General features: G+C 49.0%; 10 protein-coding genes. 3 read left to right on the top strand and 7 right to left on the bottom strand.

Going from position 1 to position 13708, the window contains the following annotated elements:
* Positions 1-59 precede the first annotated feature (59 nt).
* On the bottom strand, positions 60-1649 hold the full coding sequence (gene nhaB, locus ACF8D4_RS13305; protein WP_025011623.1) for a sodium/proton antiporter NhaB: 1590 nt from the start codon (positions 1647-1649) through the stop codon (positions 60-62).
* Between the two features lie 322 nt (positions 1650-1971).
* Here nhaB and fadR point away from each other — a divergent pair, with 322 nt between their 5' ends.
* The gene (fadR, locus tag ACF8D4_RS13310) at positions 1972-2691 is read left to right on the top strand and encodes a fatty acid metabolism transcriptional regulator FadR (protein WP_044735831.1); all 720 of its coding nucleotides are present in this window, start codon (positions 1972-1974) and stop codon (positions 2689-2691) included.
* Between the two features lie 86 nt (positions 2692-2777).
* On the opposite strand, the gene ACF8D4_RS13315 is transcribed toward fadR, so the two are convergent.
* From ACF8D4_RS13315 to sodB, 4 genes are all read right to left on the bottom strand, one after another.
* On the bottom strand, positions 2778-4298 hold the full coding sequence (locus ACF8D4_RS13315) for a SpoVR family protein (RefSeq protein WP_096141889.1): 1521 nt from the start codon (positions 4296-4298) through the stop codon (positions 2778-2780).
* 12 nt (positions 4299-4310) lie between these two features.
* Positions 4311-5576: a YeaH/YhbH family protein gene (locus ACF8D4_RS13320; RefSeq protein ID WP_028781485.1), complete on the bottom strand. Its 1266-nt coding sequence runs from the start codon at positions 5574-5576 to the stop codon at positions 4311-4313.
* A gap of 51 nt (positions 5577-5627) precedes the next feature.
* The gene (locus ACF8D4_RS13325; RefSeq protein WP_025011620.1) at positions 5628-7562 is read right to left on the bottom strand and encodes a PrkA family serine protein kinase; all 1935 of its coding nucleotides are present in this window, start codon (positions 7560-7562) and stop codon (positions 5628-5630) included.
* A 265-nt stretch (positions 7563-7827) separates the two neighbouring features.
* The gene (gene sodB, locus ACF8D4_RS13330) at positions 7828-8412 is read right to left on the bottom strand and encodes a superoxide dismutase [Fe] (protein WP_025011619.1); all 585 of its coding nucleotides are present in this window, start codon (positions 8410-8412) and stop codon (positions 7828-7830) included.
* 220 nt (positions 8413-8632) lie between these two features.
* Here sodB and ACF8D4_RS13335 point away from each other — a divergent pair, with 220 nt between their 5' ends.
* Together ACF8D4_RS13335 and ACF8D4_RS13340 are read left to right on the top strand one after the other, a co-directional pair.
* Positions 8633-8968 (top strand): Grx4 family monothiol glutaredoxin, encoded by a 336-nt coding sequence (locus ACF8D4_RS13335; RefSeq protein WP_025011618.1) that lies wholly within the window; start codon positions 8633-8635, stop codon positions 8966-8968.
* 705 nt (positions 8969-9673) lie between these two features.
* On the top strand, positions 9674-12226 hold the full coding sequence (locus tag ACF8D4_RS13340) for a TonB-dependent siderophore receptor (RefSeq protein WP_071237443.1): 2553 nt from the start codon (positions 9674-9676) through the stop codon (positions 12224-12226).
* A 56-nt stretch (positions 12227-12282) separates the two neighbouring features.
* Here the strand turns inward: ACF8D4_RS13340 and gloA are convergent, their stop codons facing one another.
* Together gloA and nth are read right to left on the bottom strand one after the other, a co-directional pair.
* A complete protein-coding gene (gene gloA, locus ACF8D4_RS13345; protein WP_025011617.1) occupies positions 12283-12693 on the bottom strand; it encodes a lactoylglutathione lyase in 411 nt (136 codons plus the stop codon).
* Positions 12694-13057: 364 nt separating this feature from the next.
* A complete protein-coding gene (gene nth / locus ACF8D4_RS13350; protein WP_025011616.1) occupies positions 13058-13699 on the bottom strand; it encodes an endonuclease III in 642 nt (213 codons plus the stop codon).
* Positions 13700-13708 lie beyond the last annotated feature (9 nt).

Consider the following 13708-nt stretch of genomic DNA (forward strand, 5'->3'; position numbering starts at 1 on the left):
CCCTTAGAGGGGCGTTTTTTGGACTCTACTGAAACCAAAAGGTTCAGTCAATACATAGACTAATGGCCTACGGCCGCACCTTTACCCAGCACTTCCTGGGCACTGTGGTGCAGGATCATGCCTGAGTCGTAGAAGTATTGGGTCATCTGCTCCAGGAAACCTGTCTCAATTGCCAGTACACCAACAATGGACAACACGATAGTGTAAGGCAGTGCCATCCATACCATGCGGCCATAAGAGAGACGGATGAGGGGAGCCAGAGCTGAAGTCAGCAGGAACAGGAAGGCCGCCTGACCGTTAGGGGTAGCCACTGATGGCAGGTTGGTTCCCGTGTTGATGGCAACGGCAAGCAGGTCAAACTGATCGCGGGTGATCTGGCCATCAATCAGCGCGGCTTTCACCTCGTTGATATAAACGGTACCCACAAACACGTTATCACTGACCATGGACAACAGGCCGTTGGCAACATAGAAGATAACCAACTGCATATTGCCTTCAAAGCCGAGAGCCCATTGAATAACAGGAGCAAACAGGCCTTGGTCAATAATCACACCCACCACGGCGAAGAATACTGCCAGCAGAGCGGTAAAGGGCAGGGCTTCTTCGAAGGCTTTACCCAGAGCGTGCTCATCGGTAATACCGTTGAAGGCTGTGGTCAGGATGATAACTGAAAGACCGATAAGACCAACCGATGCCAGGTGGAAGGCTAGACCGACAATCAGCCATACACCGACCAGAGCCTGGATAACCAGCTTCATCTTATCTTTGCTGGTTCTGTGGGCATCTTCATGGGCGGCAAATTCCACCAGAATTTTGTGTACAGCGTCTGGCAGTTGGGCGCCATAACCACAGATACGGAATTTTTCCACCAAGACACAGGTGAGGATACCGGCAAAGAATACGGGTACAGTCACAGGTGACATCCGCAAGGCGAATTCAGAGAACTGCCAGTTAGCCTGGGCGGCGATGATCAGGTTTTGCGGCTCACCGACCATGGTGCACACACCACCGAGGGCGGTACCGACACCGGCGTGCATCAACAGGTTACGCAGGAAGCCCCGGAAGTCTTCCAACTCTTGGGCGTTAAGCTGGTCATTCCCGTCAGAGGTATGGTCATGATCGGCGCTGAAATCTTTACCGGATGCGACCTTATGATAGATGGAGTAGAAACCGACTGCTACAGCGATGATAACCGCAATAACAGTCAAGGCATCGAGGAACGCAGACAGGAAGGCTGAGGCAACACAGAACATCAGGGATACGATCATTTTGGAACGCACCTTGGTGATCATTTTGGTAAATACATAAAGCAGCAACTGCTTCATAAAGTAGATACCGGCCACCATGAATACCAATAGCAGCAGTACTTCGAGGTTGGCTTCAATCTCGTGCAGTACCTGGCTGGGACTGGTCATACCGATAAACACGGCCTCAATCGCCAATAAACCACCGGGTTGCAGAGGATAGCATTTAAGCGCCATGGCCAGAGTGAAGATAAACTGCACGACCAAAAACCAGCCCGCAACAAAGGGGTTGATACTGAAGAGTATCGGGTTGATGATAAGAAAAATCAGTATCGCAAGCTTGTACCACTTGGGCGAGTTGCCCAAGAAGTTACTCATAAAAGCCTGAATCGGTGTAGCAGGCATGTCTTCCTCTCTAATCTGTTTATAAGTGAATCTGTTATTAAGTGTGGTAGTTACGTCTTTGGTTGACGAACGGTAAAATTTGCGTAGTTCAGTCTAGCCTAAAGATAAACTCAATGTAATGATTAGGGTATACAGGGATTTCAAAAAGCGGATCTCTAACGCAAAATTCAGTGACAACTGATTTGAACCTGGTCACTTTTATAGCAGTTATTGAGAGCTTGGCAGGGTTGAATTTTTCATCAGTGATCTGGTGGTTTTCATTTTTCGTCGCTCTGGTATGATCTGTGGCCAGAATAATGTTAACAATCGGAAAACCGGGCTGATGATAATCAATGCCAAAGGACCTGCAAGTTTTGCAGAGAAATATATAGTGCGTTCAATCTGGGAAAATAAATTTCCCCCCGGCTCCATACTTCCTGCGGAGCGGGAACTATCAGAGCTGATAGGTGTGACCCGTACAACACTCAGGGAAGTGCTGCAGCGTTTGGCCCGTGACGGTTGGTTGACGATTCAACATGGCAAACCCACCCGGGTGAATAATTTCTGGGAAACCTCTGGCCTGAATATTTTGGAGACCATTGCCGATCTGAATCCCGAAGGTTTCCCGGTATTGGTTGACCAACTGCTGTCGGCCAGAACCAATGTCAGTGCCATCTACTTCCGTGGCGCACTGCGGCATAATCCAGAGACGGCGGTGGAAGTGTTGTCAAAAATTCACGAGCTGGAAGATGATGCCGAGGCCTATGCCGAATTTGATTACCAGTTGCATCACACCTTGGCGTTTTCATCAGGTAACCCGCTGTACGTGCTGATCCTCAATGGTTTCAAGGGACTGTATGCCAGAGTCGGGCGTTACTACTTTAGCAGTCAGGAAGCAAGAGCCTTGGCACTGGCCTTCTATCAAAAGCTTGAAATCCTGGCTAAAGATAAAAACTATACCCAGGTGCCTGCTTTGATGCGCGCTTACGGTATCGACAGTGGCATTATGTGGCAGAAGCTGCGCGATGCCATGCCGCTGGAGATGGCCCAGGACAATCAATAGTTGTCGATGAGCCATTGGCACATAATAAAAAAGACCGCTATTAGCGGTCTTTTTTATTATCCAGGGCTTTCTATGACCAAAGCTGCCTAGATCAATTCGCTTCTGTCCGGGCATGAGGCCAGTACTCTTATCTCGCCATCATCTTCTTTCTGCTCCAGAGTGACATCAAAGCCCCAAAGGCGGTGCAGGTGTTTGAGTACTTCCCGGCAACTGTCTGCCAGAGGGATGCCTTTGCTGGGGATGTACCTCAGTGTCAGCGAGCGATCGCCATTGACCATGACATTATGAACCTGAATATTGGGTTCATTATTGGACAGGTTATATTGTGAAGACAAAATTTGCCTGATCTCCTTGTATCCCTGTTCATCATGAATGGCAGATACCGACAGATAGTTTTTGCTTTCATCATCGAGCACACCAAACAGCTTGAACTTGCGGATGATGGTGGGGGAAAGATACTGGCTGATGAAGCTTTCATCCTTGAAGTTTTCCATGGCGAAATGCAGCGTTTTCAACCAATCGCTGCCGGCTATATCCGGGAACCAATATCTATCCTCCTCTGTTGGCTGTTCGCAGATACGGCGAATGTCGCAGAACATATTGAACCCCAGGGCATAGGGGTTAATGCCGTTGTAATAAGGGCTGTTGTAGGGGGGCTGAGCCACCACATTGGTGTGACTCTGTAAAAACTCCAACATGAATCTGTCGGTAACCAGACCTTCGTCATAGAGGTGGTTGAGCAGGGTATAATGCCAGAAGGTGGCCCAGCCCTCGTTCATCACCTGGGTCTGGCGTTGCGGGTAAAAATACTGCCCCATCTTGCGTACGATACGCACCAACTCCCGTTGCCAGGGCTCCAGCAGCGGAGCGTGCTTCTCGATAAAGTAGAGAATATTTTCCTGTGGCTCTGACGGAAAACGTTTTTGCTGTTTGGCTTCCTCCTTGGTCTGCTGTGAGGGGACGGTGCGCCAGAGATCGTTGACCTGGGTTTGCAGATAGGCTTCGCGCTCTTTCTGGCGTGCCTGCTCTTCACGAAACGAAATTTCTGTTGGGCGCTTGTAGCGGTCGACGCCATAATTCATCAAGGCGTGGCAGGAGTCCAACAGGTTTTCCACCTCATCTATGCCATATTTACGCTCGCATTCACTGATGTATTGCTTGGCAAAGACCAGGTAATCAATGATGGAGCCGGCATCTGTCCAGGTGCGGAACAGGTAGTTGTTTTTGAAGAAACTGTTGTGGCCAAAGCAGGCGTGAGCTATCACCAAGGCTTGCATGGTGAGGGTGTTTTCCTCCATCAGATAGGCGATACAGGGGTTGGAGTTGATGACTATCTCATAGGCCAGCCCCATCTGGCCGCGCTTGTAACCCTGCTCGGTTTCGATAAAACGCTTACCGAAGGACCAGTGAGTATACCCTATGGGCATGCCTATGCTGGCGTAGGCGTCCATCATCTGCTCGGCGGTGATCACCTCTATCTGATTGGGATAGGTCCCCAGACGATAATGCTCCGCGACCCGGGCGATTTCCTTTTCATAGGTTTCCAGCAGCTCAAAAGTCCATTCAGGCCCGTCACTCAATGGCTGGCGTGTTTTCTTTTTGCTCATAATTGCATCCCCCTAAACCGCCTGCTTCTTGAACAACTCTCTGAATACGGGATAGATATCCTCTGCCTGACGAATATGTTGTACCGCCATATTGTCGAATTGTTTTTGCAGGGTTTCATATTCACGCCAGAGCGTCTGATGCGCCCTGTTGGTGATTTCTATGTAGCTGAAATAGCGCACTACGGGCAGCAGTTGTGTTTCGAGGATCTGATAACAGGTGGGCGAATCATCGGCCCAGTTGTCACCATCGGATGCCTGGGCGGCATAGATATTCCATTCATTGGCCGGATAACGCTCCTGTTGAATTTCGTGCATCAGTTTCAGTGCACTGGAGACTATGGTGCCGCCCGTTTCCTGGGAGTAGAAGAACTCGTGTTCATCCACTTCTTTTGCCTGGGTATGATGACGGATATAAACGACCTCAAGATTCTTGTAAGTGCGGGTCAGAAACAGGTACAGCAATATATAAAAGCGTTTGGCCATATCCTTGGTGGCCTGATCCATGGAGCCGGAGACATCCATAAGACAGAACATCACCGCCTGACTGGTGGGCACTTCCCGCTTGGCAAAGTTGTTGTAGCGCAGATCGAAAGTGTCGATAAAGGGCACCTTGGCGATGCGCTGTTTAAGCTCTTCAATCTCCTCTTTGAGCTGCAATATCCGCTCGGCACTGGCACCCGGAGTGTTTTCCAACTCTGCCAGTTCGTTTTCCAGTTCATGCAGTCGCCGTTTCTTGTCTGCGGACATGGCGGTGCGCCGCGCCAGAGAGGATCTCAAAGAGCGGACGATATTGATATTTGAGGGCACACCATCATTGGTATAACCGGCTCGGTAAGTTTGATATTCCACCAGTTTGTTCAGGCGGTTTTTCTGCAGGTTGGGCAACTCAAGATCTTCAAACAAGAGCTCGAGGTACTCATCTTTGGAGATTTGAAATACAAAGTCATCCTGACCCTCGCCTGAGTCCGAGGCATCGCCCTTGCCGCTGCCACCACCACCGCCCTGAGGCCTGTCTATCTTGTCGCCGCGGGTAAACTGGTCGTTGCCCGGATGCACTCGCTCACGCACGCCGCCGCGACCTTGATGGAATACGGGTTCGCTGATGTCCTTGGTGGGGATACTGATTTTTTCTCCCTTGTCGACATCTGTGACGCTACGGTGAGTGACGGCATCACTGACCGCTTTTTTAATTTGTTGTTTATAGCGGTTAATAAACCGCTGACGGTTAACCGTGCTCTTTCCTTTGGCATTCAACCGCCTGTCGATAAAGTTCGCCATACGCACCTCCCAAAGCAAATACCGGGGCCCGAAAGCCCCGAAAGGGCACAGCTAAGAGGACTTACGTACCCGTAAGTACCACTCGGACAACAGGCGCACCTGTTTCTTGGTGTAGCCTTTCTCCATCATACGATTGACAAAATCATCATGTTTGCGCTGATCGTCTGTGGAGGTCTTGGCGTTGAAAGAAATGACCGGCAGGAGATCTTCCGTATTTGAGAACATCTTCTTCTCTATCACGGTTCTGAGTTTCTCATAGCTGGTCCATTGCGGGTTGTTGCCATCATTATTGGCCCTGGCCCTGAGCACAAAGTTGACTATCTCATTGCGGAAGTCTTTGGGATTACTTATCCCGGCCGGCTTTTCAATTTTCTCCAATTCGGCGTTGAGTGCGGCCCGGTCAAACAGTTGGCCGGTTTCCGGGTCTCTGTATTCCTGATCCTGGATCCAGAAGTCGGCATAGGTGACATAGCGGTCGAAGATGTTCTGACCATATTCCGAATAAGATTCCAGGTAAGCGGTCTGGATCTCCTTACCGATAAACTCAACATATTTAGGGATCAGATAGCCCTTCAAAAACTCCATATATCTTTCTGCGGTATCGGAAGGGAACTGCTCTTGCTCTATCTGCCGCTCCAGTACATAGAAGAGGTGCACGGGGTTGGCGGCAATTTCAGAGTGGTCGAAGTTAAAGACCTTGGAGAGGATTTTGAACGCGAAGCGGGTCGACAGTCCGTGCATCCCCTCATCGACCCCGGCATAGTCTCGATATTCCTGGTAAGACTTGGCCTTGGGATCGGTATCCTTGAGGCTTTCACCGTCATAGACCCGCATCTTGGAGTAGACAGAGGAGTTCTCCGGGGTTTTGATCCTTGAGAGCACGCTGAATTGAGCCAAGGTCTCCAGTGTGCCTGGGGCACAGGGCGCCTTGGTCAGCTCTGAATTGGCGATAAGCTTGCGGTAAATCTGGATCTCTTCCGACACGCGCAGGCAGTAGGGCACCTTAACGATATAAACACGGTCGAGGAAGGCTTCATTGTTTTTATTATTTTTAAAGCTGCTCCATTCAGACTCGTTGGAGTGAGCCAGAATAATGCCGTTAAAGGGCAGGGCCGATAAGCCTTCGGTACCGTTGTAGTTACCTTCCTGAGTGGCGGTCAGCAGTGGGTGCAGCACCTTGATCGGCGCCTTGAACATCTCCACAAACTCCATCAAGCCTTGGTTGGCACGGCACAGTGCTCCTGAATAGGAGTAGGCATCGGCATCATTCTGGGCAAAGTGCTCCAGTTGGCGAATGTCGACTTTGCCCACAAGAGAAGAGATATCCTGGTTGTTGTCATCACCGGGTTCAGTCTTGGCGATGGCAATTTGATCCAGCACCGAAGGGAATACCTTAACGACCCGGAAGCGGGAGATATCGCCGCCAAAGTCATGCAAGCGCTTGACCGCCCAGGGCGACATTATGCTGCGCAGGTAACGGGTCGGGATCTGGTATTCTTCCTGCAGCAACTTGCCATCTTCCTCGGCATCAAACAGGCAGAAAGGGTGGTCGTTGACCGGACTTCTGACTCCATCGGCGCTAAGAATATAGATGGGGACTTGCTGCATCAAAGCCTTGAGCTTCTCTGCCAGCGAAGATTTACCGCCACCGACAGGTCCCAACAGATAGAGGATCTGCTTGGATTCTTCCAGCCCTTGGGCCGAGTGTTTAAGGTAAGAGACTATCTGCTCTATGGCATCTTCCATGCCGTAGAAGTCTTTAAACGCGGGATAGCGAGAGATTAAGCGGTTGGAAAATATCCGGCTCAGAACCTGATTCTTGGAAGTGTCGACCACTTCCGGCTCGCCGATGGCGATAAGCAGTCTTTCTGCAGCCGAAGCGTAGGCGCTGCGATCTTGCTTACAGATATCAAGAAACTCCTGTAATGTGTATTCTTCATCGAGTTTCTTCTCATAGCGCTGTTGGTAGTGCTCAAATATGCCCATTTTAAACCCCCTGAAACGCCAAATATGTCTGGGAAGGGAACTGTCTTTAGCAGTTGCCTACCATTAATCTTAGACACTAATTCATGCTTCATGTCAAAAAACATAAATAAAAACAAAGGCAAATAGTTGCAAAAGCAATAGTTGCACTTGTGAATTGCTGCCGGAGGGTGAGCTTGTTGATGTGCGGTCGGCTTGCGGGAGAGTGCTTATGGGCAATAAAAAAGGAGCCATAAGGCTCCTTTTCAGGCACTCAGTTTGAGTATTATTAACCGGCGAAGTTTTGGTTAACAAAGTCCCAGTTCAGCAACTGCCAGAAGTGCGCCATGTAGTCAGGGCGAACGTTACGGTAGTCGATGTAGTAAGCGTGCTCCCAAACGTCAACGGTCAGCAGTGGGGTCACTGAAGCATCAGTCAGCGGAGTGGCCGCGTTGCTGGTGTTAACGATAGCGACAGTGCCATCAGCCTTTTTAACCAGCCAGGTCCAGCCGCTACCAAAGTTGTTGACAGCAGACTCAGTGAACTGAGTCTTGAAGGCTTCAAAAGAACCAAAAGCAGCATTGATAGCTTCGGCTACAGCACCGGTGGCTTCGCCGCCGCCGTTAGGCGCCAGACAATTCCAGTAAAAAGTGTGGTTCCAAACCTGAGCGGCGTTGTTGAAAATACCGCCGCTGGAGGTTTTTACAATCTCTTCCAGGGTCTTGCCGGCAAATTCAGTGCCTTCGATCAGACCGTTCAGCTTAACCACGTAAGTGTTGTGGTGCTTACCGTAGTGGTATTCGATGGTTTCCTGAGAAATGTGGGGTTCCAGTGCGTTCTTGGCATATGGTAATGCAGGTAATTCGAAAGCCATTAGTATCTCTCCATGGACTTGGTTTATCATTTTCAGACTTGCTCACTGCCACTATTGTACCGATAAAATTTGTGAAGTGAATCATTGTTTGAGTGATTGAGCAGATTGACATCATTGAAAAATCAAATGACTAAATAACCTTACAAATAGTGTGATTTTGTTCTGCGTTTCTCTCGCGTACAATAGTGAATCAAATATAGTGTCGTACTCAGGAACGTAAATGGAAACTGTTGAAAAAATTAAGCAGCAAATCGCTGAAAACCCCATCATCCTTTACATGAAAGGTTCGCCCAAATTACCCAGCTGTGGTTTTTCCTCTCAGGTGGCTCAAATCATGATCAATATCGGCGAGCAGTTCGCGTTTGTTGATATTTTGCAGCATCCTGATATCCGTGCTGAACTGCCCAAGTATGCCAATTGGCCAACTTTTCCTCAGTTGTGGGTTGAAGGTGAGCTGGTCGGTGGTTGCGATATCCTGACCGAGATGTACCAAAAAGGTGAGTTACAGACCTTGATCAAGGACACTGCTGCCAAGTACAAGCAGGATGAAGCCTAAGGTCAATTTCAGTACCTTTAAGCATTTAAAAGATGAGGCCGGATATATTCCGGCCTTTTTTTCTGCCCGTTTTTGCGCGCCTATCTTCGATAGGTGTCATCATCTTAAATTACATTTCATTTTAACAATCTACTCTGATTTTTGTTTTATTGACCACTTATCTTCCGATTGAATCCTGTTGTTTGCAGCATAAAAGACTACCAAAGCAGTTTGGGGTAACCTCAAAATAAAACAATGTTGCAACAAATGTATTATCTGTATCGTTTTATTACTTACCAAATGTGACTGGTCAGGCTTGCTGCATATGCAATTAAGGCGTTTACGATGATTCAAGGCAGGGAATTGTATTGAGAAAAATTTCGACTTTTTACTGTGATGTATCAGTGTGGAAACAATTAAAAGTGTGATGGATGTCACACTTTTTGAGATGGGCAATGTTAATTAATATGTTGAGAATTAACAAAAAATCAAAGTTTATTTTTTAACAACTCCCGGTAATTGGCTGCATATCTATTCGCTATAGGATAGGCGGGTTCTATTTGTCATTAAATAAAACAAAAAACAAACATAAATTAAACATTAACGGATTTGTCAGATTAAAATCCTGTTATTGACGATGTTGAAACGAGGCGACAGTATCTTGGCAACGCCGTGTTAATAAGCGCGGTGAAAATAAAAACAAACCAGGAAGTAAGGGAGTTTAAAATGACAAGAACCAATAAGCTGACTGGCGCAGTCAGACTGGCTCTGTTTGCTGCGGTTTCAACGGGAGCTGCATCTGTGTCTCAGGTGGCTTACGCCGCAGAAGACGGTGCCAAGGTAGAACGTATCGAAGTAACAGGTTCACGTATCCAGCGTCAGGATATGGAAACCGCTTCTCCAGTGACAGTGATCAGTGCTGATGCTATTCGTGCAGAAGGCTTCACTTCTGTTGACCAACTGCTGCAGGCTCAGACCTCTATGGCCGGTGCGGCTGTAGGTTCAACCACCAACAATGGTGCCAATGGCGCGGCTCAGGTTGATCTGCGTGGTATGGGTGCTGAACGTACTCTGGTACTGCTCAATGGCCGCCGTATGGTGAACTCAGGCTCAGGTGCAGACAGTGCAGTGGACTTGAACTCAATCCCAGTAGCGATGATTGCCCGGGTAGAGATTCTTAAGGATGGCGCCTCGGCGGTATACGGCTCAGATGCTATTGCCGGTGTGGTCAACATCATCACCAAGAAAGATTTTGAAGGCTTCCAGCTGGATTTCAACGGCAGCGGAACCGATAAGGGCGACGGTGAAAACGGCGAACTGAGCCTGCTGTACGGTTTCAACACAGACAACGGCGGTAACTATACCTTTGGTGCAGCTTACTCTGACCGTCGCGGTGTTATTCAGGGCGACCGTGACTGGACCGAGCCAGGTGCCAGTTCCTTCATTCCAACCGGCTCTCTGGCTGGTATGGTTAAAGATGCCAACGGCAACTGGGTTGAGCGCAGCACAGGTTACGACTATACCCAAGACAGCTGGTTCCAGACGCCTAGTAAACGCTATAGTCTGTTTGCCAACATGATCCAGGAGCTGGGCAATGAATTGGTACTGACAGGTGATATTCTGTACACCAAGCGTAAGTCAGATCAGCAAATGGCCGCTCAGCCTGCCGATATTATGCTGGGTGTTTGTGGCCAAACAGGGATAGATCCTGACCGTTGTATCACCCTGGATCAGTCCATGCTGGACGCCGGCATCAAGGCCGATAAAACCGGCCGTGTTAACTACCGTCGCCGTACCAATGATGTAGGCCCTCGTATCTACAACCAGGACATCGATACTCTGCGCGCCTCTATTGGCCTGCAGGGCACACTCGATGTCAACACAGGTATGACTTGGGATCTTTCCTACACTTATGGCAAAAACAAGGCCGATACCTGGGTTGAAAACTCCATCAATGCCAAGAAGATGGAAAACTCTGTCTACAACAATCTGGATGCCTGGCTTAGTGGTGCCCCGCTGACTCAAGAGATCATCAATGACATCGGTTTCACCGAGCGCAATGATGGTGGTAACGAACAACACGTGGTTGCCGGCGTATTGAGTGGTGAGCTGTTTGATCTGAGTGCCGGTCCTGTCAGCTTCGCTATCGGTGCCGAATACCGTTACGACAGTGGTTACTTTAACCCAGATCCTGTGATTGTTGCCGGTGACGGTACTGCCGCCCAGCAAGACCCAACTGATGGTAATTACGACGTTATCTCTATCTATCAGGAAGTCAGTGTACCTTTCACTGAAAAACTGACCGGTGAATTTGCCCTGCGTTTCGATGACTACTCAACTTTCGGCAAGGCAACGACCTGGAAGATAGGTCTGACCTATGAAGCCACAGATGATTTGATGCTGCGCGCCGTGGCGGCTACCGGTTTCCGGGCGCCAAACGTCAGCGAGCTCTACGGTGGTAACACAGGGTCTTATGACTATCTGACTGATCCATGGGGCAATGAACAAGATCCACAGATCTTGGTAAACAGAACATCAGACCCAGATTTGCAACCGGAAGAGTCTGAGTCTTACACTGCCGGTCTGGTTTACTCGCCACGCTTTATCGATGGCATGTCTCTGACACTGGACTACTGGCGCTTCCGGGTGAGCAATGCCATTACCCGTCTGGATGCCCAGAAAGGCTTGAATGACTGTCACGCTGGTAACCAGGTTGCGTGTGATACCTTCAAGATCACTATGGATGGCGATCTGTCCAACTTCACCAACCCTCTAACCAACGTGGGTAGCCAGAATACCAGTGGTATCGATTTCAACCTGGCTTACAGCTTTGAAGGTCTGGGGCTGGATTGGAAGATCAACAATGACCTGACCTATCTGCTGGAGTTTGAGCAAGATGGCGTTGCCTATGACGGTACTATCGATGGTAACTTTGGCGCTTATGCAGAAGTTCGTAACAACTTCAGTATTCAGGCAAGTCGTGGCGATTGGAGTTTGATGTATTACAACCGTTATATAGGTAAGATGGATGATATCTATACTGATTACGATCAGAATGATAAACCGTTCACTGCAGTTGCAAAGGCTGATGCTGTAATGTACCACAACATTGTCGGTACTTATCACTTCACGGATGGCTTCACAGCTTCACTGGGTGTTAAGAACTTAACTGATGAAGAACCTTCATTTGTGTCCAATGGTAGTGATGCGGGTACGGTACCTGAAGTCTATGACACTATCGGTCGTCAAATCTACGGTGGTGTGACTTACAAGTTCTAAGCCATATCATGGAATGAAAAAAAGCGCCTTCGGGCGCTTTTTTAATGTCTGATTGTTTAACCCAGGCCGTGCTCAGCCGAGCTCATTTGAATAAGCTCGATTTTGTAACCGTCAGGATCTTCAACAAAAGCGATTTCAGTGGTTCCGCCGGCAACAGGGCCTGGGGCGCGGATAACCTTGCCACCGGCGGCGCTGATGGCTTCACAGCGGGCGTAGATATCTTCTTCGCCTATGGCAATATGTCCAAAGGCATTACCCATATCATATTGCTCTGTTCCCCAGTTGTAGGTGAGCTCTATGACTGCCTGGCCGGTTGATTCTTCGCCGTAGCCGACGAAGGCGAGGGTATATTTATATTCAGGGTTTTCCGATTGACGCAGCAGCTTCATTCCCATGATTTCTGTGTAGAAGTGGATGCTGCGTTCAAGGTTACCGACCCTGAGCATGGTATGGAGAACTTGTGACATTGCTACCTCTTTTGGTTCTATAACGGAAACCCAGTTGAGCTTCCGTAGCGTGGATATTCAAGCGAGATCCGGGGAGATGGGAATCACTCCCAAATAGAGTGGTTCCGGCCGCCGTTAACTTGATAGCCAGTTCACAAATCCATGAAATAAACATGGTATTTGTGTCTGCTTCATTAATAATGGTGTCAACCCTATCTTAGCTGGATGCAGGAGACAAGCATGACTACAGAATTGAAAATGGCTATTGGATCTACCTTGGTAATTGCAATCGTTTTCGCCGCTATGATTGTACAGATTTTTTGATTGGCGCTGAGCAAGAATATGTAAGCCAATGCCGCCTTAGGGCGGCATTGTCGTTTCTGGACTAATCTTCCGGATAGATTTTTTCTTTGAATTCACACAGATCTTCAATCAGACAACTGCCGCAGCGGGGCTTTCTGGCGATGCAGGTATAGCGCCCGTGAAGAATAAGCCAGTGGTGGACGTCAACCTTGAACTCGGCCGGTACCACTTTGAGCAGTTTATCTTCCACTTCCTGCACATTTTTCCCCGGTGCAAAGCGGGTGCGGTTGCTGACCCGGAATATATGGGTGTCCACGGCTATGGTTGGCCAACCAAAGGCGGTGTTGAGCACCACATTGGCGGTCTTGCGACCAACCCCGGGCAGTGACTCCAGCGCCTCGCGGTTTTCGGGGACTTCGCCGTTGTACTTCTCTACAAGGATCTTGGACAGTGCCACCACATTGATGGCCTTATTGTTATAAAGCCCTATGGTCTTGATATATTCCTTCAGCCCTTCAACCCCGAGATCGGCAATCGCCTGTGGGGTATTAGCCACCGGAAACAGCTTGTCAGTGGCCTTGTTGACACTGACATCGGTTGCCTGCGCCGAGAGCGTTACCGCAACCAGTAATTCAAAAGGGCTGGAATAATTCAGCTCTGTCTGGGGATGAGGATTGTTGTCCCGCAGGCGTTCGAGTATCGCCCGTCTCTTGTCTTTGTTCACTCAATAACC

The organism is Shewanella sp. YQ_9 (genome assembly GCF_043103185.1).
GTDB classification, from domain to species: domain Bacteria; phylum Pseudomonadota; class Gammaproteobacteria; order Enterobacterales; family Shewanellaceae; genus Shewanella; species Shewanella algae.

Bases quoted from the DNA above. Each gene is read 5' to 3' on its own strand.
- ACF8D4_RS13315 (WP_096141889.1), bottom strand. From the start codon at position 4,298: ATGAGCAAAAAGAAAACACGCCAGCCATTGAGTGACGGGCCTGAATGG.
- ACF8D4_RS13325 (WP_025011620.1), bottom strand. From the start codon at position 7,562: ATGGGCATATTTGAGCACTACCAACAGCGCTATGAGAAGAAACTCGAT.
- gloA (WP_025011617.1), bottom strand. From the start codon at position 12,693: ATGTCACAAGTTCTCCATACCATGCTCAGGGTCGGTAACCTTGAACGC.
- nhaB (WP_025011623.1), bottom strand. From the start codon at position 1,649: ATGCCTGCTACACCGATTCAGGCTTTTATGAGTAACTTCTTGGGCAAC.
- ACF8D4_RS13335 (WP_025011618.1), top strand. From the start codon at position 8,633: ATGGAAACTGTTGAAAAAATTAAGCAGCAAATCGCTGAAAACCCCATC.
- sodB (WP_025011619.1), bottom strand. From the start codon at position 8,412: ATGGCTTTCGAATTACCTGCATTACCATATGCCAAGAACGCACTGGAA.
- ACF8D4_RS13340 (WP_071237443.1), top strand. From the start codon at position 9,674: ATGACAAGAACCAATAAGCTGACTGGCGCAGTCAGACTGGCTCTGTTT.
- fadR (WP_044735831.1), top strand. From the start codon at position 1,972: ATGATAATCAATGCCAAAGGACCTGCAAGTTTTGCAGAGAAATATATA.
- ACF8D4_RS13320 (WP_028781485.1), bottom strand. From the start codon at position 5,576: ATGGCGAACTTTATCGACAGGCGGTTGAATGCCAAAGGAAAGAGCACG.